The organism is Streptomyces sp. NPDC050211 (assembly GCF_040656035.1).
Classification (GTDB): domain Bacteria; phylum Actinomycetota; class Actinomycetes; order Streptomycetales; family Streptomycetaceae; genus Streptomyces.
Genome location: NZ_JBFALC010000105.1, coordinates 1 through 21087 on the forward strand (window position 1 = coordinate 1; position 21087 = coordinate 21087).

Here is a 21087-nt window from a genome sequence, read left to right on the forward strand (position 1 = left end):
GACGCCTCGGTGAACTGGACGGTGCCGTCGAGGACTTCGGAGACGGCGGCGGCCACGTCGTGGACCCCGCCGCCGCGCAGTACGAGTTCGGCGAGTCGGTCGTGGACGTCGGAGGCACGCTCGATGACGCCGCTGCGGTCCTGGATGATCTCGTTGGCCTTCTCCAGGCCAGCCAGGGCCGAGCGGGTCTCGGCGAGCAGGTTGGCGGCGTCGATGGCGGCCGCGGCGAGCGCGGCGAAGGAGCCGAGCAGCGCGATCTGCTCCCGCTCGAAGACCCGGGCACGCCGGTCGGCCGCGAACAGGACACCGATCACATGGTGCCCCAGCATGAGCGGCACGCCGAGGATGGCGACCAGGCCCTCGTCACGCACGGCCGCGTCGATGGTGAGGGTGTGCTGGAAGCGGTCGTCCTTGAAGTAGTCGTCGGTGACGTACGGCCGGGCCGTCTGGGCGACGAGGCCGCCGAGCCCCTCCCCCATCCCGAGCCGCAGCTGCTGGAAACGGGCGGCGACCGAGCCCTCCGTCACCCGCATATAGGTGTCGTTCCGCGCCGGGTCGTTCAGGCTCAGATAGGCGACGTCCGTGCCGAGCAGGGAGCGGGCGCGCTGCACGATCGCCTGGAGGACGGCGTCCAGGTCGCGCAGGCCCGCCAGGTCGTGGGCCGTCTCGAACAGCGCGGACAGCTCCGCCTCGCGTCGGCGCCGTCCCTCCAGCTCCGCGCGTACCCGCAGCGCGGTCTCCTTGGCCCGCTCGAGCGCGGCGATCCACTCGGCGGGGCGGCCCTCGGCGCGGGCGAGGAGCATCGGCTGCTCGTAGGCCTCGGCCGAGGCACCGCGGGCCAGCAGCTCGAGGAAGGGTGCCTCGGCGCTGCCGACGGTCGCTCCGGCACCGGTGGCGGAGCGTTCGGCGGACTGCACGTGATCGCGGGACATGGTCACAGGATTCCTCATCGCACCGTCGCCCCGTCAGGCCTGTGGACAACCGGGCGGGCCCGCGGCACCGGCCCGCTCAGTGGGCGGTCCAGCCGCCGTCGAGGACGAGGGAGGTGCCCGTGACAAAGGAGGCCTGCGGGCCGCACAGATACGCCACGGCCTCGGCGACCTCCTCCGGTTCGATCAGCCGTTTCACTGCGCTGTCCTGCAGCAGCACCTCGGACAGGACGCGTTCCTCGGGAATGCCGTGCGCCCGGGACTGATCGGCGAGCTGCTGCTCGACCAGTGGGGTGCGCACATATGCGGGGCAGACACAGTTAGAGGTGACTCCATGTGCCGCCCCTTCGAGGGCCGCGGTCTTGGACAGGCCTTCCAGTCCATGTTTGGCGGCCACATAGGCCGACTTGAAAGCCGAGGCGCGCAGCCCATGGACGGAGGACACATTCACGATGCGGCCCCAGCCCTGTCCATACATATGAGGCAGGGCGCCGCGGATGAGCCGGAACGGTGCCTCCAGCATCACGGTGAGTACCGTGTGGAAGACGTCCGGCGGGAACTCCTCGATGGGTCGGACCAGTTGCAGCCCGGCGTTGTTGACGAGGACGTCCGTGCCCGCCGCGGCGAGTTCGGCGGCGTCCAGGTCGGTGAGGTCGAGGACATGCGGCTCGACCGTGCCCGCCAGGTCCCGGGCTCCTTCGGCGAGCGCCTCAAGGCCCTCGGCGTCCCGGTCGACCGCTCTCACCTTGGCCCCGGCTTGCGCCAGCCGCAGCGCGCAGGCGCGGCCGATGCCGCCGGCGGCACCGGTGACGAGGGCGGTACGGCCGCCGAGGTCGAGCGAGGGAGCGTGGGGTCCCGTTAGGGCGCTGCTAGCCGTCATGCCACGACCCTAGGCAGCACCGACACCTCGCCACATGTGCTCAGCACCCATACTTCAGCTGGAGCTCATAGGGTCGAACCATGTGGGTGCGTCCGACAGCGCCTGCTTGATCCGCAGCAGTCCGAACTCGTTCAGCTGGGGCAGGGCGTCCACGTCGAACCAGCCCACCTCCAGCGACTCGTCGTCGTTGACCCGCGCCTCACCGCCGACGGCCCGGCAGCGGAAGGTGATGTCCATGTACTGGCAGATGTCGCCGTTGCCATAGGTGACGGGATCCAATGCCTGAACGAGAACGACCCGCTCGGCGACGCACCGCACGGCGGTCTCCTCATAGACCTCCCGCACCGCGCAGGCAGCGGGCTGCTCCCCCGGATCCGGGATGCCGCCGATCACCGACCACGTGCCGGTGTCGGTACGACGGCCCAGCAGCACTCTGCCCTCGTCGTCGAAGACGATGGCGGTGACTCCGGGGAGCCACAGCAGTTGTTGGCCGGCCGAGGCGCGGATCGCGCTGATGAAGTCAGGAGTAGCCATGCGACCGACCCTAACGGGCCCGGTCGCTCGCCCCGGGGGCGTTACGACGGCGTACGACTACACGTCACGAGCGCGTCGCCCGCGCACACCGGTCCCGATGGCCCAGCCGAGCCCGCCCGCGGCGAGCAGGACCAGGGCGATCTCCGGGAGGATGCCCAGCTTCGTGGCGGGCGTCTCGGAGGAGCGCAGCGGCACCTTCTGGACCAGCGAGTCGGCGACGAACATGCCCGTCCTCTGAGTGATCTTCCCGTCCGGCATGATGATCGCGCTCACCCCGCTGGTCACCGGCACGGTGACGGTCCGGCTGTGCTCGACGGCCCGGACGCGGGACATGGCGAGTTGCTGGTAGGTCATCTCGCTGCGGTCGAAGGTCGCGTTGTTGCTCGGTACGGAGATCATCTGCGCGCCGTCGGTGACCTCGGAGCGTACGGCCCAGTCGAAGGCGGCCTCGTAACAGGTGACCAGGCCGACCTTGGCGCCGTCCATGGTGAACACGCCGGGCTCGCTGCCCCGGCTGAAGTCCTGGCGGACCATGCTCGTCCAGTCGCTGTTGATGGCCCCGATGAGCGAGCGCAGCGGCAGGTACTCGCCGAACGGCTGGATCTGCCGCTTGTCGTAGGTGTCGATGGGTCCCTTGACCGGGTCCCACAGGATCTGCTCGTTGAGGAGCTTGCCGTCCCGTTCGACGACGCCGCCGACCGAGATGGGCACGCCGATCGCCTTGGCCGCCCGGTCGATGACGGCTCGGGCGTCGGTGTTGGCGAACGGGTCGATGTCCGAGGAGTTCTCGGGCCACAGCACGAAGTCGGGCTGGGCGATCTTGCCCGCCCTGACCTCGGCGGCCAGCCGCTCCGTCTCGCGCGCGTGGTAGTCGAGCACGGCCCGCCGCTGGGCGTTGAACTCCAGCCCGGCCCGTGGCACGTTGCCCTGGATGACGGCGACGGTCGCGGTGCCGTCCTCGGCCGTGTCGCTGACCAGCGGCCGGGCGGCCAGGGCCCCGAGCACCGGGACGGCGAGGCTCAGCACCGCGAAGGCCGCGGCGCCACGCCGGACGGAACGGGTACGTCGACTTTCCAGGGACAGGCGTACGACCTCGTACAGACCGAAGCCGCTCAGTACGACCGCGAAGCCGAGCACCGGGGTGCCGCCGACCGCGGCGAGCGGCAGGAAGACGCCGTCGGCCTGGCCGAACGCGATCTTGCCCCAGGGGAAGCCCTCGAACGGCGCACGCGCGCGTGCCGCCTCCGAGGCGATCCACACGGCGGCCGCCCACACCGGCCAGGCGGGCAGCTTGGACACCGCGGCGATGCCCGCGCCGGCCAGCGCCACGAAGAGCGCTTCGATGGCGACCAGCGCGAGCCAGGGCCCGGGGCCGACCTCCACGCCGGTCCACACGAGCAGTGGCAGCAGGAAGCCGAGGCCGAACAGGTAGCCGAGGCCCAGGCCCGCCTTCCAGCTGCGGCCGCGCAGCACCCAGCCGAAGACCGCGAAGGCCGGCAGGGCGAGCCACCATAGGGTGCGTGGCGGGAAACTGACGTACAGCAGCACTCCGGAGAGCGCCGCGACGGCGGCCGGAACGAGGCGCGCGAGGCGGGCTCGGCGTGAGGCGGGCGCGTGCTGCGGCTGCAGCTGGTCCGACTCGTCCACGGAGGTTGCGGTGACGGTCACTCCGGGAGTGTACGGCGGGTGACCTTGCCGCCGACAGCGCGGTCCACGGGACGGTACGGGCGTTCTCCCAGCTCGGGCGCCGCATCGTTCCCACACAACTCGGCGCAACTCATCCACAAAACGTTCATCAGCCGTTACGGTGTGCCGGAGCCTCTGTCGTGCGACCGCTCAGGTCGGGACGGCCGGGGTACGTCACAGGTCGGGGGACCGGGTTCGGGGGGCGGGGTGGGTTCTGCGGGGATGACGTCTGCGGCCGGTCCGGAGGAGGTCGGCGACAGACGAAACGTTTCGGACGCGGCGGGTGTCGCGGTGCTCGGGGCCTGCGCTGTCTGGTCGCTGATCACGGCGACGGTGCATGGCGGCCGTCCCGAGGGTGTGCTGCTCGCCATCCTGGCGGTGGCGGCCGGCTATGCCGCGGGGCGGATCTGCGGGGCGCTCCTGCCGGTCGCCGCCCCCTGTGCCGCGGCGCTGGCCGGACTGGTCCTGACGGTGGCCGTTCCGCATCTGGCGCCCGGGCCCGAGATCGTCGCGCCGCTCGGCCATGCCGGCGCCACCGCCGCGGTACTGATCCTGTCCGCCGGCTCCGCGTGCTGTGCGGCGTGGGCCGCGTCGGCTCCGCCGCTGCGGCTCGCCCTGCGCGGGCTGGCCGCCGGGATCGCGGTGACCGCGGCCGCCCTCGGCTCGACCACCGGTTTCGTCCTCTGCGTGGCGGTGCTGCTGTGTTCGCTCGCCGCGGGCCGGATGCACCGCCGCGGCTGGGGCATCGCAGGGCTGGCCCTGGTGACGGGGCTGGTGACGGGGCTGCCATGGGCGGTGGCCGGGAACGCGGTGCCGGACGGGTTCGCCTCATATGTGGAGGGTCAGCTGACCCGGCACCGGATCGAGCTGTGGCACGACGCCCTGCACATGGTCCGCGAGGACGCCGCTGTGGGCGTCGGCCCGGGGCGTTTCGGTGAGCTCAGCACGACGGCCACCCAGACACTGCTGTCCGACGGCAAACCGCACTCCGCCCCGCTGCAGCAGGCGGCCGAACAGGGTGTCGTCGGCGTGATCCTGCTGGCGGCGGTCTTCTGCTGGGTGCTGTACGCCCTGTGGCGCACTCCCCGCTCCACACCGGTCGCGCTCACTGCGGGCGCCGCACTCACCGCCCTGGCGGCGATCGCCGCGGTCGGCAACGCGTTGAGTTTCACCGCCGTGTCCGTGGGCGCCGGGCTGCTGGCCGGCCTGGCCACGGCACGCCCGCTCACCGACGAGCCATCTCAGCGGACCTGGGACACCCGCCCGCGCGGTGACCGCCTGACGCCGTGAAGCCGAAGAACGGTGGGCGCGCGTGAGGTCAGTGCACCGGTCCGGGCGCGTTCGGCCGCAGCCGGGCGCGAATGGCTCGTACGGCGGCCTCCGCGTCGTCCACCGTGATGGTGAACGTATGACCGTCCCACAGCCGCAGCACCACGCCCTCGCCGCGCCGTACGACGACCGCGGTGCCCTTCTCGGGCCGCCAGCGGTAGCCCCAGCCGCCCCAGTGCCGCGGGGTGATCTGCGGGTCGAAGTCGGCGCCCGCGACATGGGTCAGTGGGATGCGGCGACGGGGCACGCCCATGTGCCCGCAGCGGACCTCGACGCACTCCTTGTCGAGCTTCAGGTCGACGTGGACGAACGCCAGGGTGCCGAAGAGAACCAGCAGTCCCGCGGCGATGCAGCCAACGACAGCCATGACGAGCGGAGCGATACCGGATGTCCATGCCGAGTCGACGGCGAGCTCGATACCGAGCGCCATGCAGCCCGCTCCGACGAGCGCCAGCAGCCACTGAATCCGGTTCGTGGCACGTCCGGTCCAGACGTCGGGGTGGTGCGGGGTGTGCGCATCACGGGGGTGGTCCCTCATGGCTACGAGGTTACTCAGGTTTCGCTCCGCGGGTACCGCGTTGCACAGGGTGACTGCGCCAGGCGGACGTCTCCTGGGGTACCGGCGTCCGTTTTGTGCCGGTCGGTCACCGGGCGGGGCTGATCTCCTGGAGCTGCCGGCCCTCCTCGTAGGCCAGGGCGGGCGTGGGCAGCGTGCCCTCGCGTCCGCTCAGCAGCACCGTCAGGGTGCCGTCCGCGGCGGCCTCCGGGGCGGGCAGCTCACCGATCCGGCGCAGCGCCTGGGCGGCGACCGCTCCGGCGGAACCGTGCAGGACGAGCGGCGGGCGGCCGGGGCGCTGCACGGCGGCGCGGATGCGTTCGGCGACCAGTTCGTAATGGGTGCAGCCCAGGACGACGGTCGTTACATCGTCGGGGGTCAGCGCGGCGGCCGCGGCGACGGCGGCGGTGATGGCGGCCTCGTCCGCGTGTTCCACGGCCTCGGCCAGGCCGGGGCAGGGCACCTCGGTGACCGTCACACCGTCGGCGAAGTCCCGGATCAGACCACGCTGGTAGGGGCTGCCGGTGGTGGCCGGCGTCGCCCAGATCGCGAAGGGGCCGCCACCGGCCGCGGCCGGCTTGATCGCCGGGACGGTGCCGATGACCGGAATGCCCGGCTCGAGAAGCGCGCGCAGGGTGGTCAGCGCGTGGACGGTCGCGGTGTTGCAGCCGACGATCAGGGCGTCGGGCCGGTGGGCGGCGGCCGCCTCGGCGACGGCGACGGCGCGCTCCGTGAGGTCCTCGGTGGTCCTGGGTCCCCAGGGCATGCCGTCGGGGTCGAGGGAGAGGACGAGATCTGCGTCGGGTCGCAGGCGCCGTACCGCGGCGGTGGCCGCCAGCAGACCGATTCCGGAGTCCATGAGCGCGATCTTCACCCGGCCACGATAGACGATGGGCCGTATGGCACCGGAGCGGTGGGGCAGACTGCGCGGGTGAGTGCCATCGCGTGGACCGCCGCCGCATCACTGGTCGCCTGGCTGTGGCTGCTGCTGGGCCAGGGCTTCTTCTGGCGTACGGACGTACGCCTGCCGTCGCGTCGGGAACCGGGCACCTGGCCCGCTGTCTGTGTCGTCGTCCCGGCCCGGGACGAGGCCGCCGTACTGCCCGGGAGTCTGCCGTCGCTGCTCGCCCAGGACTATCCGGGGCGGGCGGAGGTGTTCCTGATCGACGACGGCAGCACGGACGGCACCGGGGAGTTGGCCCAGTCGCTGTCCCGGCGGCACGGCGGGCTGCCGCTGACCGTTTCCTCGCCGGGTGAGCCGCCCCCGGGCTGGACCGGCAAGCTGTGGGCGGTACGCCACGGCATCGGCCTGGCACGCGCGCGTGCCCCCGAGTATCTGCTGCTGACGGACGCCGATATCGCCCATGCCCCGGACAGCCTGCGGGAGTTGGTCGCCGCGGCGCACGCCGGAGGTTTCGACGTGGTCTCGCAGATGGCCCGGCTGCGGGTGGCGAGTGTGTGGGAGCGGCTCGTCGTGCCCGCCTTCGTGTACTTCTTCGCCCAGTTGTATCCCTTCCGCCGGATCGGCAAGAAGGGGTGGCGGACGGCGGCCGCGGCGGGCGGCTGCGTGCTGCTGCGGGCCGAGGTGGCCGAGCGGGCGCGGATCCCGGACGCCATCCGGCACGCCGTCATCGACGATGTGGCACTCGCGCGTGCCGTCAAGGACGGCGGAGGCCACATCTGGCTGGGGCTGGCGGAGCGGGTGGACAGCGTGCGCCCGTATCCACGGCTGCACGACCTGTGGCGGATGGTCTCGCGTAGCGCGTACGCGCAGTTGAGGCACAATCCGCTGCTGCTCGCCGGTACGGTCGCGGGGCTCGCGCTGGTCTATCTGGTGCCGCCCGCAGTCCTGATCGGGGGCCTGGCCGCGGGCGATTCGGGCGCCGCGGTCGCCGGTGCCCTCGCGTGGCTGCTGATGACGGGGACGTATGTCCCGATGCTCCGCTACTACCGGCAGCCCCTGTGGCTCGCTCCGCTGCTGCCGTTCACCGCGTTCCTGTATCTGCTCATGACGGTCGATTCCGCCATCCAGCACTACCGGGGGCGCGGCGCGGCCTGGAAGGGGCGCACCTACGCGCGTCCGGGCGCCGTCCCCGACGAGGGCTGAAGCCCGGTCACTTCCTTCCGGGCGTCCAGTTCATGCCCCATCCGTAGGCGTAGTCGACGGTCCGCTGCGGACTGACCCCGCGCTCCGGCACCAGGTAGCGGGCCTCGCGCTGGACGACCAGGTCGCTGCCGGTGTTCGTGATGAGGACGAGCGCGCACACCGTCGAGGGGACGGTGCACTCGTCGAGCGAGAAGTCGATCGGGGCGCCGTGCTGCGGAGTGAGGGTGACCGTGGCGTGCAGGTCGGCGAAGGAGCGCGCGCCCTCGTAGACGGTCACGAAGATGAGGATGCGCCGAAAGGCCTGTTTGTGGTCGAGGTTGACGGTGAGGTTCTCGCCGCTCGCCATGGCGCCGGTGCGGTCGTCGGCGTCGAGGTGGATGAACGGGGGCTGGTGCAGCGCGCCGAAGGCGTTTCCCAAGGCCTGGACGACTCCCTTGCTGCCATCGGTGAGTTCGTACAGCGCGCACAGGTCGAGGTCGAGGTCGGAGTGCATGGCGACGGCACGGCCCAGCTTGCTGGCCCAGCCGGAGAACTGCTTGCGCACCTCCCAGTTGAGGTTCACGCGCATCGCGCCCGAGGTGCCGCCCTGCTTGGTCAGCGACACCGAGGGCGACGCCTTGGTCAGCGTCACCTTGCTGAGGCTGACCGGTGCCGCGGAGGGCGCCGCAGAAGGGGGTGGCGGCGTCACCGGGGCCGCGACGGGCGCCGGCGGAGTGGGGGCGGCCTGCTGCGGCTCGTCGACCGTGATGCCGAAGTCCGTGGCGAGGCCCTCGAGCCCGCTGCCGTACCCCTGGCCGACGGCGCGGAACTTCCAGGCGCCCTGGCGGCGGTAGAACTCACCGAGCACGTAAGCGGTTTCTACCGTCGCGCCCGTGCTGTCGAAGCGGGCGACCACGGTGTTCTGGGCGGCATCGCGGACCTCGATGTAGAGGTCCGGCACCTGTCCGAACGTACCGCCGTCCACGGATGCGGCCAGGACCACCGTCTCGATCGCGGGCTCCACGCGCGCGAGGTCGACCACGAGACTGTCGACCACCACGCCGTCGGCGTCCCGCTTGCCCTCGTGGCGCACCGCGCCCGAGGAGTGCGCCGGCTGGTTGTAGAAGACGAAGTCGGCGTCGGACCGGACCTTTCCGCCGACCAGCAGCAGTGCCGACGCGTCCGCGTCGGGCACTCCCGGGCCGGAACGCCGGCCCAATTCGACCCGCAGTGCTGCCGTCGGCACCGGAGCATTCGATCCTTTAGGCATTGACATGTCCGCCCCCATCACGAGTCACCGTGCCAGGTCGTCATGCCCCGGCAGCCCATTGGGTTCTGTCCCACTCGACCAACCTATTCTCCAGCACGGCGAACTCCCATGAGGAGCCCAGGAAGATCGCTGTCCAACCGCCGGTAACCTGCGCGGAACTCGGCCTTTACGGGATCCGAGCCCCCACCACCGCCCCTTTTTGCCAAGTTCATTCGCATTGGGGATCCCGCGTCACGGCGGACACGGAAAACAACCCTCTTATCGGTCTCCCCAACCAGCACATCGTGGGCTTAACTTATGTGCCATGACCTCCCCCCGCTCCACTTATGGCGGCGGCTACTACTCCGCCTCCTTCCCGGACACTCCGATCTACGACAAGCTCGTCGCCGAGCGGGGTACCCCGCAGATCGCGCCGATCCGGGTCCCCGCGGCGTACGACATGCCGGGCAGCCACCTGCCCGCGCTGCCGTCGGCGCTGCCGGCTCTCCCGGCCGCACCGTCCCAGCCCTCCTACGGCTACCCGCAGGCGCAGCAGCCCGCTCCCCTGCAGCAGGCACCCGCGGCCTACATCCCGCAGCAGGCCGGCGTGCCCCGCGGCTATCCCGGTCCGCAACAACAGCAGCAGCCGCGCCCGATGGCGCCCGGCACGGGCTACGAGGCGATGCGCCCCGCGGCTCCCCGGCCCACCCCGGCTCCGTACCAGGACCCGTACAACAACCAGCAGTACCGCGGCTACTGATCCTCCACCGGAGCTGTCGGTGCCGGCTGGCACGATGGCTCCATGGGGCACGCGCAGCTGCAGTCGATTCATGTTCATCCGGTCAAGTCGGTCCGGGGCCAGTCACCCCGGGAGGCTGTCGTGGAGCCCTGGGGCCTGGCCGGAGACCGACGCTGGGCGCTGATCGACGACGGGGGAAAGGTCGTCACGCAACGCCGGCAGCCACGCCTGTCGATGGCCGCCGCCGAGCTGGTGCCCGGCGGCGGCGTTCGGCTGTCCGCACCCGGAATGGATCCGTTGACGGTTTCCGTCCCCGAGCCCATCGGCGCGGTGACGATGGAGATCTTCCGTGACAAGGTCGACGCGTTCCCGGCCGCCGACGCGGCGGCGCACGCCTGGTGCAGTGACTATCTCGGCGCCGAGGTGCGCCTCGTGCACATGGACGCCCCGGCCACGCGTCGGCCCGTCGACCCCGAGTACGCACTGCCGGGCGAGACCGTCACCTTCGCCGACGGCTATCCGCTGCTGCTCACCTCGGCCGCCTCGCTCGACGCCCTCAACTCCCTGATCGCCCAGGGCGATCACCCTCAGGAGGGCCCCCTGCCCATGAACCGCTTCCGGCCGAACGTGGTGGTGTCGGGCACCCCCGCCTGGGCCGAGGACGACTGGTCTCGCCTGGCCATCGGCGAGGTCGTCTTCCGGGTCGCCAAGAAGTGCGGGCGCTGCGTCGTGACCACCACCGACCAGGACACCGCCGGACGCGGCAGCGAGCCCCTCCACACCCTCGGCCGGCACCGCCACCTCGGCGGCAAGCTGGTTTTCGGTCAGAACCTGGTGCCCCAGTCCCGCGGCACGATCCGGGTCGGCGACCCGGTCAGGATCCTGGACCGAGACTGATCCGCTGCCCCCGGCGGGCGGGAACTCGGCTCGGGGGGCGGCACGTTGGGATGGTGGGATTTCGTGAGAAGTTCATGAGAGGCCCGATCGGGGGTGATTTCGCTCTCTCTTTGACCGGGCCCCCGCGTGAACGGCTCCGCCGGGGGTTATCACGGAGCGGGAAGGGGGTGCGGGACCGTGCGAACCATCAGCGGACTCTGGCGCTGGCGGCACAACCCGCTGCGCCGCACGACCGATCTGGCCGAAGCCTGGGCCGCCCTGGTGGCCCTGCTGCTCATCCTGGTCGCCGCGCCCGTGGCGGGATGCGTGATCGGCGGTGTCGCTCAGGACGCGCTCCAGCAGTCCGTCCGCGACCAGCGCGAGTCGCGTCATCCGGTGACGGCGACCGTGATGCGCAAGCTGAACGGCTCCACGCTGGACGCCGACCCCGAGACCTCGCCCGCGCGCGACACCCGCAGTCGCGTCCTCGCCGACTGGACCGCCCCGGACGGCACCGCGCAGCACGGGCCGGTCACGGCCCATCTCGAAGACCCGCAAGCCGGCGACCGCTTCATGCTCTGGACGGACGCCCACGGCCGCATCATGGCCCGCCCCCTGGACTCCGCCACGGCGACGACGCACGCGGTCCTCGCCGGATTCGGCGCCACCCTGCTCACCGCCGGGCTGGTCGACGGCTCCAGGCGGCTGATCGTCTGGCGCATGGTCCGCCGCCGGTACGCCCGTTGGGACCAGGCCTGGGACCGGGCGGGCCCCGACTGGGGCCGGACCGGCACCGGCAGTTGACGGCCTTCCGGCTCTGGTCAACCCACTGCCTGCGCGCACGCTACGGTGGACCGGCCGAACTCTCTTCAACATCAACCCGCGCGCGAGCGAGCCGCAGGGGCGGCTGAAGCGCCCCGAAGGCGAACGAGCCATCAGTACGACCGAGGTGGGGGCACAGCAACGCCATGGCACAGGGCACGGTCCAGGTGACGCACACCGGCACATCGCGGTGGCGCCGCCGCACGGGTGAGTACGCATCGCTCGCCGCCGCCCTGGAGGCCGCGGCCGACGGCGATGTCCTCACCGTCGCTCCAGGCACCTACCGGGAGAACCTCGTGGTGCAGCGGGCGGTGACCTTGCGTGGCCCTGAGGGCTCGCCCGGCTCCGTCCGCATCGCGCCCGTGGACGGTGTGCCGTTGACCGTGCGTGCCTCCGCAGTCGTACAGGACCTGCATGTGGAGGGCCAGGACGCGGCCGCGCCCGCACTGCTCGTCGAGGAGGGCGCACCCGAGCTGTCGGACGTGCGGATCGTCACACGGTCCGCGGCCGGCATCGAGGTACGCGGCGGCGCCCGGCCGACGGTCCGGCGCTGCACCGTCGACAACCCGGCCGGCATCGGCATCGCCGTACTCGACGGCGGGGGCGGGGTGTTCGAGGAGTGCGAGGTCGTCTCGGCCGGCCAGTCCGGGGTCGCGGTGCGCGGGGGTGCCCATCCGCGCCTGGAGCGCTGCCGCGTCCACCACACGTCGGGCGCGGGCCTGACGGCGACCGGGGAGAACTCGGCGCTGGAGGCCGTGGGCTGCGAGGTGTACGAGGTCCGGGGCAGCGGCGTGCAGATCACCGGCCGGGCCACGGCACATCTCACCGACTGCGATGTGCACCGCACCACCGCCGACGGGGTCACCCTCGACACCGACGCCGTGCTCACCCTGGCCGACTGCCGCATCCATGACATCCCGGAGAACGCGGTCGACCTGCGCTCGCGCTCCGTGCTGACGCTGACCCGCACGACGGTGCGTCAGTTCGGCCGCAACGGCCTGTCGGTGTGGGATCCGGGCACCCGCGTGGACGCCAACCAGTGCGAGATCTTCGACAGCACCGGCGACTATCCCGCGGTCTGGGTCAGCGACGGCGCCACCGCGGTCCTCGACTCCTGCCGGGTGCACGACGTACCGGACGCGCTGTTCGTCCTGGACCGCGGTTCCCGCGCGGACGTCGTGGACAGTGACATCTCCCAGGTGCGCAACACGGCCGTGTCGGTAAGTGACGGCGCCACCGCGCAGCTCGACGACTGCCGTATCCGGGACGCGGCCACGGGCGCCTGGTTCCGCGACCACGGCAGCGGCGGCACCCTCAACGGCTGCACGCTGGACGGCATGCAGACCGGCGTGATCGTCACCAAGGGCGCCGACCCCACCATCGAGCGGTGCACGGTCGACTCCCCCGCGGAAGCCGGTTTCTATGTGTCGGCGGGCGGCCGTGGCAGCTTCCTGAACTGCCGGGTGACGGGCAGCGGCGGCTACGGCTTCCATGTGATCGACGGCTGCCGTACGACGCTGAAGAAGTGCCGTACGGAGCGGTGTGCGCGCGGCGGGTACGAGTTCGCCGACGGCGGCCCGGATGCGGCTGGTACCGGTCCGGTCGTGGAGGACTGCAGCAGCGACGAGAGCGGGGGCTTCAAGCCGCCCGCGGCGCGCGAGACGGTGGTGCAGACGGTCAGTCAGTCGCCGGGCCTGCTGGGCGCGATCCCGGGGCAGCGCTCCACCGAGCAGGAGCCGCTGCTCGCCGCCACCCAGCCCGAGAAGCCGACGCGGACCTCGAAGGCCGTCCTCGGTGAACTCGACGCGCTGGTCGGCCTGGACAGCGTCAAGCGCGAGGTGCGGGCGCTCACCGACATGATCGAGGTGGGCCGGCGCCGCCAGCAGGCGGGCCTCAAGGCGGCATCCGTCAAGCGCCACTTGGTCTTCACCGGCTCCCCCGGCACCGGCAAGACGACGGTGGCCCGTCTGTACGGCGAGATCCTGGCCTCGCTCGGCGTCCTGGAGAAGGGCCATCTCGTCGAGGTGTCCCGCGTCGACCTGGTCGGCGAGCACATCGGCTCCACGGCGATCCGCACCCAGGAGGCCTTCGACAAGGCGCGCGGCGGTGTGCTGTTCATCGACGAGGCGTACGCGCTGTCGCCGGAGGACTCGGGCCGGGACTTCGGCAAGGAGGCCATCGACACGCTGGTGAAGCTGATGGAGGACCACCGGGACGCGGTCGTGGTGATCGTCGCGGGCTACACGGCAGAGATGGAGCGCTTCCTGTCCGTCAACCCGGGCGTCGCCTCCCGCTTCTCGCGGACCATCACGTTCAGCGACTACAACCCGGAAGAACTCCTGCGCATCGTGGAGCAGCAGGCCGAGGAGCACGAGTACCGGCTGGCACCCGGCGCCTCGGAGGCCCTGCTGAAGTACTTCACGGCGATCCCCAAGGGCCCCGCGTTCGGCAACGGCCGTACCGCCCGCCAGACCTTCGAGGCGATGGTGGAGCGGCACGCGAGCCGGGTCGCGCAGTTCGAGGAGCCGAGCACGGACGATCTGACGCTGCTCTACGCCGAGGATCTGCCCGACTCACCCTGACCCCGCCTCCCCCTCCCGGCGCGGTCCGGGCAGCTCCGGCCGCAGCCGGGCCAGCAGCCGCTCGCGTTCCTCCGCGAACGCCGGGTCGGCCTGGTAGTCGGAGTGGCCGAGGATGGGGGCGGGCAGCGGATGCGTGTCCGTGCGGCCGTAGGCGAGGGGGTCCTCCAGGGCGTCGCGGTCCACCTCGGGGCCGCAGTCGCCGGCGAGGCGCACCGGGCCGCCAATGGGATCGGTGAGGCGGTAGAGGTTGCGCCAGCAGTCGACGTCGTGGTGCAGGGAGCTGAGGGCGGCCGGGCCGAAGTGGGCCGGGAACCAGCGGCCGTAGAGGCGCTCGAGCGGAGAGCCGTACGTCAGCAGGGCGACCCGCTTGCGTGCGGACGGGGTGAGCTGCCAGGCCGCGGCGGCGGCGAGCACGCTGCCCTGGGAGTGGCCGGAGATGACCAGGCGTCCGCTGGTGGCACGGGTCCAGGTCGCCATGCGCCAGGTCAGGTCGGGCACGGCCCGCTCGGCGTAGCAGGGCGGGGCGAAGGGATGGGCGGCGCGCGGCCAGAAGGTGCCGACGTCCCACAGGATGCCGATGGTGCGCCGGGCGGAGGCGTCCTTGTAGGCGCGTCGGCCCCAGGTGACGAACAGTATGAAGCCGAGGCTGATCAGCCAGGAGCCCAGTGCCTGGGCCGTTTCGGCGGCGCCGTGGAGGAAGGGGTGCGTCGACCCGGTGGCCTCGCTCGGCACCTTGTCGGACACCATGGCGCCCACGAGTGCCCCGGCGCCCAGGAGCAGCGTCGTGGTGGAGATGACGGCCACGAGGAGCGGGGCGCGGTCGGTGAGTGTGGCCATGGCGCGGGTGTTCGCGATACGGCGGGTGCGGGTGGGGTCCTGCGGGTCGCCCGGCTGGTCGGGGCGCACGGCACCCAGTTCGGCGCGGCACAGCCGCCAGGTCCGCCACGCCAGCGCGCCGCAGAACACCAGCAGGACGACGAGCAGCGGCGGGATCACGGACGACTGCCAGGTCAGCAGGACCGGCGGACCGGGGATGGACGCGCGCGTGCCGTCCAGCCAGTCGGCCACCCGCTGCGCGAGGCCGCCGGACATCACCCCGCCCAGTGCGCAGGCCAGCGTCGCGACGGCGGGTCCACCGAAGCCGCGCATCGCGGCGCGGGGGTCCGGGTGGGTGCGGTACAGGAGGTGGGCGACCACGGCCAGGACGATGACGAGCAGGCCCTGGAGCAGGGCGATGCCGCCGAAGGTCGCGTCGCCCGGCAGCCGGCCGTCCGACTCCCAGCCCTGGCGTTCCCACCCGGCGTACACCATGGCGAGCACGAGCAGGACGAGCGAGGCGAGCGGCAGCCGTCGTACGAGGTGCTCGTCGAGCTCCTGGTCGAGGCGGTTCTCGCTGCGGCCCCGGCGGCAGATCACCCACAGGACGGCGATGACGCCCGCGCCGAGCGCCCCGAGCAGGAGCCATCCCAGGGTGTCGAGCAGTGCGGGGCCGCCGGGCCCGCGGTCGAAGCGGGCCGACGACGTGCCGACCGCGGCGGCGACCGTCAGCAGGCCCGCCGCGGTGTGCGCGGCCCGCAGCCGGGCCACCAGGCGCCGCCCGTACCAGAAGCCGGGCCGGCCCAGGGCGGTGCGGCTGGTGTCCTCGTCGTGCTCGACGGGGCGGGCCATCGGCTGCTGGGACTCGTACGCGCTCCAGGTACGGCGGGAGAGGTACCACAGCAGGCCGGTGAGCGCGGCGGGCACCAGGGCGGCAAGCGCGAGCCGGCGGCCCGGCAGGCTCCACCAGCCGCCGGCTTCCGGTGACAGGAAGCCCAGCCAGGAGTGCCGTTCGGCGCACGCGGGCCTGCCCGCGCACTGCCAAGCTGTCAGGTCGAGGGCGACCTCGCACGCGGCCGCGACGAGCAGCACCGTCAGCGTGAGTCCGGCGAGCCGCACCAGCAGCCCGTACAGCCGCACGGTGCGGTCGCGGCCCCGGGCCCTGGGCCGCATCCAGTGGGCGAGGTTGACCACCATGAACGGCAGTAACAGCAGCCACAGGGCACGGGCGCTGTTGCCGGAGGTGAGGTTGCACCAGACGTAGGCCTCGGGCACCGGTTCGTCGCGGTGGTCGCGAGGGCTGGTCTCGGCGTCGGCGTCGTCGGCGCGGCGGAAAACGGCCGCCGTGTCGTCGCCGGTGATCCGCACCGTCCGCGGATCGTCCAGCATCTTCTCGGGCGTGGCACCACCGACGCCGTGGACCAGCAGTTCCAGGGCGATGCCAGGTTCCCCGGGCTTCTGGGCGGGTCCGTCCGCCCCCTCGGACAAGACACGTTCCACTGTTCTCGCACTTCCCCCGTGACGCGCCGTCGGCTTCTGTCCGTGCGGGCGTAAGGATCTCCGCTCCGCAGGGGCCGCACACCTCTTGTCACCGAATCTCCCCGATCCGGGTGACAGAAGGACAACGGATGGGACACAAGTGGCATGCGCGCGACGGGACAGCCGGTGACACGCCGACGCCGAGCCGTGAAAGGATGGGTCGTCCACGCACTGGACCGGGGAGAATGTGCTTGTCGGGCGTGTCGGACGACCCTTGGACGAAAGGAACCGAAGCGTACGTGAGTGAGAATCAGAACCTCCTCGCGGAGCAGCGGCGCGCCCTGATCCTGGACGAGGTGCGGCGTCGCGGCGGCGTCCGGGTGAACGAGCTGACCCGCAAGCTCGGCGTGTCGGACATGACCGTGCGCCGTGACCTGGACGCGCTCGCACGGCAGGGCGTGCTGGAGAAGGTGCACGGCGGCGCGGTCCCGGTGGTCGAGGCGAGCACGCACGAGCCGGGCTTCGAGGCCAAGTCGGGCCTGGAGCTGACGGCCAAGGAGGACATCGCGCGGACCGCGGCACAGCTGGTGGCGCCGGGCAGCGCGATCGCCCTGTCGGGCGGGACGACGACGTACGCACTGGCGCACCATCTGATCGATGTGCCGGACCTGACGGTGGTCACCAACTCGGTGCGGGTGGCCGATGTCTTCCACGCCGCGCAGCGCACCTCGGGCCCGCGGCAGGGCGCGGCGACGGTCGTGCTGACCGGAGGGGTGCGCACGCCGTCGGACTCGCTCGTGGGCCCGGTGGCCGACCAGGCGATCGCGGCGCTCCACTTCGACGTCCTGTTCCTCGGGGTGCACGGGATATCGGTGGAGGCCGGCCTCTCGACGCCGAACCTCGCGGAGGCCGAGACCAACCGGCGGCTCGTGCAGTCGGCGCGACGCGTCGTGGTGGTCGCGGACCACACCAAGTGGGGCACGGTGGGCCTGAGTTCGTTCGCCGCGCTGGAGCAGGTCGACACGCTGGTCACGGACGCCGGACTGCCCGCGGAGGCGCGCGACGAGGTGGCGGAGCATCTGCGCCGGCTGGTGGTGGCGGGTGAGCCCGAGGAGGGCGTGGAGGACTGACGGGCGTCGACCCTGGGCGAGGCAGACACCTGACGGTACGTCAGCTATGGTGAGGCTGCCCGGTCAACGCCCGCCTCGCTGAAGGAGGTTGTCGTCCATGGCTCGCCGTCTGCGCCCGGTGGGGCTCGACTTCGTCGGCTCCGCGCCGGTACGTCTGGTCTTCGCGCGGGAGATCTCCGCGCCGCCCGAGGCGGTCTTCGCCGCGCTCGCCGAGGATGTGCCGGGCTGGGTGGACTGGTTCTCGGCGGTGACGCTGGCCCGGCCCACCGGCGACGGCGCCGGGCGCGAGATCCGGCTCAGGGGCGGCACACGGTTCCAGGAGACGATCCTCGCCGCGAAGGCGCCGGAAATATACGCCTATCGCGTCGACGAGACCAACGCGCCGGGTGCACGTGCGCTGGTCGAGGAGTGGCGGCTGACGTCGGCCGGGACGGGCACGCGCGTGCAGTGGACGTTCGCCGCCGACGGGCCCGCTCCGTTCCGCGTGATGCTGAAGCTCGCCCGCACGGGCCTTGGCCGGGCGTTCCGGGACGCGGTCACCGCGCTGGATCGGCGGCTGGCGGTGCGCTGACGCAAGGCGGCACCGGAACCGGCGTCCGGAAGCGCGCCGACGCAAGGCGGCGCCGGATCATCCGGCTGGGTGGCGCCGGATCGCCCCGCTGGGTGGCGCCGGCTCAGGACGGCCAGATCCCCGTCTCCAGCAGCGACTCGATCGCCTCCGTGTACGGCACGATGTTCAGGCCCTGCCCGGCCAGCCATACGTCCGAGTAGTACTTGTCGAGATAGCGGTCGCCCGGGTCGCAGAGCAGCGTGACCACGCTCCCCCGCCGCCCCTCGGCCACCATCTCGGCGACGATCTTCAGCGCGCTCCACAGCCCGGTCCCGGTCGAGCCGCCCGCCTTGCGGCCGATGGCCTGCTCCAGGGCGCGGACGGCCGCCACGCTCGCCGCGTCGGGCACCTTCATCATCCGGTCGATGGCGCCGGGCACAAAGCTCGGTTCGATGCGCGGCCTGCCGATGCCCTCGATACGGGAGCCCCGGTCACAGGTGACGTCCGGATCGCCGGTGGTCCAGCCCTCGAAGAAACATGAGTTCTCCGGGTCGGCGACACAGATACGGGTGTCGTACTGCATGTAGTGCACATAGCGCGCGAGGGTCGCGGAGGTGCCGCCGGTGCCGGCCGTGGCGACGATCCACGCGGGCTCCGGGAACCGCTCCAACTGGAGCTGCCGGAAGATCGATTCGGCGATGTTGTTGTTGCCGCGCCAGTCCGTGGCCCGTTCGGCGTAGGTGAACTGATCCATATAGTGGCCGCCGGTCTCCACCGCGAGGCGCGCGGACTCCTCGTACATCTTGCGCGAGTCGTCCACGAAGTGGCACTGCCCGCCGTGGAACTCGATGAGGCGGCACTTCTCGGCGCTGGTCGTGCGCGGCATGACGGCGATGAAGGGCACGCCGATGAGCCCCGCGAAGTACGCCTCGGAGACGGCCGTGGAACCGCTGGACGCCTCGATCACCGGACGGCCCGGCCGGATCCAGCCGTTGCACAGACCGTAGAGAAACAGCGAGCGGGCGAGCCTGTGCTTGAGACTGCCGGTCGGGTGGGTGGACTCGTCCTTGAGATACAGGTCGATGCCCCACTTCTCCGGCAGCGGGAAGCGGAGCAAGTGCGTGTCGGCCGAGCGGTTGGCGTCGGCCTGGACCTTGCGGACGGCCTCTTTCAGCCAGCCGCGGTAGGCGGCGTCACTGTGGTCGACGTCGAGGGTCACGCCGGTCGGGGTCTGTGCGGAGGTCTTCACGGCGCTACTCCTCAGGGCTGTCGTCCGCGGCGGTTCGCGCGGCCGTCGCACCGATCATAAGCAGGTTCCGCACGCTTCTCACCTGCATAAACGCAGCTTTGAACACCTCAAAGGCCACGCTGGGGGTGGCATGGGGGGCGCATTCGCGCAAGTGCTGCGGGCGCCTACGCCGACCGTGACGTGCGCACTGGTGCTCCGCCTCGGGTGCGGGCAGACTGCACCGGACGGGAGGCGAGCCCAGGCAGGACGCGGTCCGGAACGGGACTCGGGCCCCGTACGAGGACGCACACTGGATCGACGCACACTGGATCACGAAACGAGCCGGCCACGGGCCATGCGGGAGCGCGGCCGGCACCGACGCGCACGAGGGGGCGGGACGGCATGGCGGAGCCGGAGTTCACGGCCACGGGCGTGCGGATCGGGAAGCGGCTGCGCTCGCTCACCCGGGCCGGACAGGTCCGGATCAGCGGCGGCAGGCTGGAGCTGCTGACCAGTTACGGCAGCGAGATCGACAGCGCGCCGGTCCAGGCGGTGCGCGCGTCCCGGCCCTGGTTCGCCCCGGAGGACCGGGCGCTGGCGGACCTCAACGGCAAGCGGTACCTGCTGACCCTCGGCGACCACGACCCCGCGCCGGGCGAGCCGGGTCCGCCCGCGGCACGCCGGTTCATCGAAGCGGTGCGCAGGGCTGCGGGGCGTAATCGCTGAGCTACGAAGAGTTGCGGTACGGCGTCCCTTGCGTCACGCTGGTCTCACGTCACTCTGGGTTTACCGGCGATAACGCTGCGAACCAGCCCCGCCGGCCATGACAGCAGGCGGCAGTCTCACGCACGCATCCTGCTGGATCCGTACGTTCGTGTTCTTCCCACCTCACGTCGGGGAGTCGCAGCCGTGATCAGTCACCCAAGCAGACACTGCACGGTGGAGCTCCAAGCCCTGCCGTCGCGGATCGGACAGGTCCGCAGAATCGTATCGGCACAGTTGCGCTACTGGCATCTGGACACCCTGATCGACCGGGCCGCGCTCGGTGTGACCGAGTTGCTGACCAACGTCCACCAGCATGCGCAGCCCGACAAGATGTGCACCGTGGAGATCGAGCTGCTGCTCGACCGGCTCATGGTCTCGGTGCACGACCACGACCCGCGGCTTCCCGAGGTCGGCGACGCCGACACGCTCGCGACCTGTGGGCGGGGGCTGGCGATGGTGGCTGCCGTCAGCGAGAGCTGGGGCGTCAGGCCGGACGGGGAGTCGGGCAAGGTCGTGTGGTTCACGCTGCCGACGCCGGCGGGGGTGCGGGCGGAAGTGGGGGCGGGGACGGGGGCGGCTTGTCCGCCGCGGCGGGTGGTGCGGGAGACGGGTCGGGGTGTTCTTGCGGAGGTTGAGCGGACGGTTGACGCGGGGGTTTGAACTGCTTGGCCCTTGGAGGGGGCTCTGTCCCTTGGCTCTGTGCCGTTACAGGGGCGGCGATTCGGCTGTGACCGTCGCGCGGCTGTGTTGGATGGCTCGGTCGCCTTCGGGGGCGCTGAATGCCGGTGTCGAGACGGCGATCGTGCTCGACGCTTCGCGCCTCCGCGCGGTCGCCGGCGCGGCACCGGCGC

Annotated in this window: 19 protein-coding genes; 10 read left to right on the forward strand and 9 right to left on the reverse strand. The window is 71.8% G+C overall.

Annotated elements, in window-relative coordinates:
- From AB0I98_RS46790 to lnt, 4 genes are all read right to left on the reverse strand, one after another.
- Positions 1-932 (reverse strand): GAF domain-containing protein (locus AB0I98_RS46790; protein WP_362952195.1); only part of this gene is annotated, 932 nt, incomplete at its 3' end.
- Between the two features lie 76 nt (positions 933-1008).
- Complete coding sequence (locus AB0I98_RS46795) at positions 1009-1809, reverse strand: 3-hydroxybutyrate dehydrogenase (protein ID WP_362952196.1); 801 nt, start codon at positions 1807-1809, stop codon at positions 1009-1011.
- A 54-nt stretch (positions 1810-1863) separates the two neighbouring features.
- Positions 1864-2343 (reverse strand): NUDIX domain-containing protein, encoded by a 480-nt coding sequence (locus AB0I98_RS46800; RefSeq protein ID WP_362952197.1) that lies wholly within the window; start codon positions 2341-2343, stop codon positions 1864-1866.
- 57 nt (positions 2344-2400) lie between these two features.
- On the reverse strand, positions 2401-4011 hold the full coding sequence (gene lnt, locus AB0I98_RS46805) for an apolipoprotein N-acyltransferase (protein WP_362952198.1): 1611 nt from the start codon (positions 4009-4011) through the stop codon (positions 2401-2403).
- A 240-nt stretch (positions 4012-4251) separates the two neighbouring features.
- Here lnt and AB0I98_RS46810 point away from each other — a divergent pair, with 240 nt between their 5' ends.
- A complete protein-coding gene (locus AB0I98_RS46810; RefSeq protein ID WP_362952199.1) occupies positions 4252-5319 on the forward strand; it encodes an O-antigen ligase family protein in 1068 nt (355 codons plus the stop codon).
- Between the two features lie 28 nt (positions 5320-5347).
- On the opposite strand, the gene AB0I98_RS46815 is transcribed toward AB0I98_RS46810, so the two are convergent.
- Together AB0I98_RS46815 and AB0I98_RS46820 are read right to left on the reverse strand one after the other, a co-directional pair.
- Complete coding sequence (locus AB0I98_RS46815; protein WP_362952200.1) at positions 5348-5896, reverse strand: hypothetical protein; 549 nt, start codon at positions 5894-5896, stop codon at positions 5348-5350.
- 106 nt (positions 5897-6002) lie between these two features.
- Positions 6003-6788 (reverse strand): aspartate/glutamate racemase family protein, encoded by a 786-nt coding sequence (locus AB0I98_RS46820; protein WP_362952201.1) that lies wholly within the window; start codon positions 6786-6788, stop codon positions 6003-6005.
- A gap of 57 nt (positions 6789-6845) precedes the next feature.
- Here AB0I98_RS46820 and AB0I98_RS46825 point away from each other — a divergent pair, with 57 nt between their 5' ends.
- Positions 6846-8021 carry a glycosyltransferase gene (locus AB0I98_RS46825; protein WP_362952202.1) on the forward strand — a complete coding sequence of 392 codons (1176 nt, stop codon included), beginning with the start codon at positions 6846-6848 and terminating at the stop codon, positions 8019-8021.
- Positions 8022-8028: 7 nt separating this feature from the next.
- Here AB0I98_RS46825 and AB0I98_RS46830 read toward each other — a convergent pair whose 3' ends face one another.
- The gene (locus AB0I98_RS46830; protein WP_362952203.1) at positions 8029-9270 is read right to left on the reverse strand and encodes a TerD family protein; all 1242 of its coding nucleotides are present in this window, start codon (positions 9268-9270) and stop codon (positions 8029-8031) included.
- Between the two features lie 304 nt (positions 9271-9574).
- On the opposite strand from AB0I98_RS46830, the gene AB0I98_RS46835 reads away from it, so the two are divergent.
- The 4 genes from AB0I98_RS46835 to AB0I98_RS46850 all read left to right on the forward strand — a co-directional run bounded on the left by AB0I98_RS46835 (position 9575) and on the right by AB0I98_RS46850 (position 14268).
- Positions 9575-10009 (forward strand): DUF6643 family protein, encoded by a 435-nt coding sequence (locus AB0I98_RS46835; RefSeq protein WP_362952204.1) that lies wholly within the window; start codon positions 9575-9577, stop codon positions 10007-10009.
- A gap of 42 nt (positions 10010-10051) precedes the next feature.
- On the forward strand, positions 10052-10885 hold the full coding sequence (locus tag AB0I98_RS46840) for an MOSC N-terminal beta barrel domain-containing protein (protein ID WP_362952205.1): 834 nt from the start codon (positions 10052-10054) through the stop codon (positions 10883-10885).
- A gap of 177 nt (positions 10886-11062) precedes the next feature.
- Entirely contained in the window at positions 11063-11668 is a 606-nt protein-coding gene (locus AB0I98_RS46845) for a hypothetical protein (RefSeq protein ID WP_362952206.1), read from the forward strand.
- 164 nt (positions 11669-11832) lie between these two features.
- Entirely contained in the window at positions 11833-14268 is a 2436-nt protein-coding gene (locus AB0I98_RS46850; protein ID WP_362952207.1) for a right-handed parallel beta-helix repeat-containing protein, read from the forward strand.
- Here AB0I98_RS46850 and AB0I98_RS46855 read toward each other — a convergent pair.
- The gene (locus AB0I98_RS46855) at positions 14260-16584 is read right to left on the reverse strand and encodes a hypothetical protein (RefSeq protein ID WP_362952208.1); all 2325 of its coding nucleotides are present in this window, start codon (positions 16582-16584) and stop codon (positions 14260-14262) included. The two genes, AB0I98_RS46850 and AB0I98_RS46855, sit on opposite strands and share 9 nt — an antisense overlap.
- 278 nt (positions 16585-16862) lie before the next feature.
- Here AB0I98_RS46855 and AB0I98_RS46860 point away from each other — a divergent pair, with 278 nt between their 5' ends.
- A complete protein-coding gene (locus AB0I98_RS46860) occupies positions 16863-17693 on the forward strand; it encodes a DeoR/GlpR family DNA-binding transcription regulator (protein ID WP_362952209.1) in 831 nt (276 codons plus the stop codon).
- 97 nt (positions 17694-17790) lie between these two features.
- Positions 17791-18264: an SRPBCC family protein gene (locus AB0I98_RS46865; protein WP_362952210.1), complete on the forward strand. Its 474-nt coding sequence runs from the start codon at positions 17791-17793 to the stop codon at positions 18262-18264.
- Between the two features lie 103 nt (positions 18265-18367).
- Here the strand turns inward: AB0I98_RS46865 and AB0I98_RS46870 are convergent, their stop codons facing one another.
- The gene (locus AB0I98_RS46870; RefSeq protein WP_362952211.1) at positions 18368-19492 is read right to left on the reverse strand and encodes a PLP-dependent cysteine synthase family protein; all 1125 of its coding nucleotides are present in this window, start codon (positions 19490-19492) and stop codon (positions 18368-18370) included.
- Positions 19493-19873: 381 nt separating this feature from the next.
- On the opposite strand from AB0I98_RS46870, the gene AB0I98_RS46875 reads away from it, so the two are divergent.
- Both AB0I98_RS46875 and AB0I98_RS46880 read left to right on the forward strand, forming a co-directional pair.
- Positions 19874-20197, forward strand: coding sequence for a hypothetical protein (locus AB0I98_RS46875; RefSeq protein WP_210578675.1), 324 nt, complete (start codon positions 19874-19876; stop codon positions 20195-20197).
- A 183-nt stretch (positions 20198-20380) separates the two neighbouring features.
- Positions 20381-20896, forward strand: a complete 516-nt coding sequence (locus tag AB0I98_RS46880; protein ID WP_362952212.1) for an ATP-binding protein — start codon at positions 20381-20383, stop codon at positions 20894-20896.
- The last annotated feature ends 191 nt before the right edge of the window (positions 20897-21087 follow it).

Coding starts and splice junctions, on each gene's coding strand:
- AB0I98_RS46795 (WP_362952196.1), bottom strand. CDS start 1,809: ATGACGGCTAGCAGCGCCCTAACGGGACCCCACGCTCCCTCGCTCGAC.
- AB0I98_RS46800 (WP_362952197.1), bottom strand. CDS start 2,343: ATGGCTACTCCTGACTTCATCAGCGCGATCCGCGCCTCGGCCGGCCAA.
- AB0I98_RS46810 (WP_362952199.1), top strand. CDS start 4,252: ATGACGTCTGCGGCCGGTCCGGAGGAGGTCGGCGACAGACGAAACGTT.
- AB0I98_RS46815 (WP_362952200.1), bottom strand. CDS start 5,896: ATGAGGGACCACCCCCGTGATGCGCACACCCCGCACCACCCCGACGTC.
- AB0I98_RS46830 (WP_362952203.1), bottom strand. CDS start 9,270: ATGCCTAAAGGATCGAATGCTCCGGTGCCGACGGCAGCACTGCGGGTC.
- AB0I98_RS46835 (WP_362952204.1), top strand. CDS start 9,575: ATGACCTCCCCCCGCTCCACTTATGGCGGCGGCTACTACTCCGCCTCC.
- AB0I98_RS46840 (WP_362952205.1), top strand. CDS start 10,052: ATGGGGCACGCGCAGCTGCAGTCGATTCATGTTCATCCGGTCAAGTCG.
- AB0I98_RS46850 (WP_362952207.1), top strand. CDS start 11,833: ATGGCACAGGGCACGGTCCAGGTGACGCACACCGGCACATCGCGGTGG.
- AB0I98_RS46865 (WP_362952210.1), top strand. CDS start 17,791: ATGGCTCGCCGTCTGCGCCCGGTGGGGCTCGACTTCGTCGGCTCCGCG.
- AB0I98_RS46875 (WP_210578675.1), top strand. CDS start 19,874: ATGGCGGAGCCGGAGTTCACGGCCACGGGCGTGCGGATCGGGAAGCGG.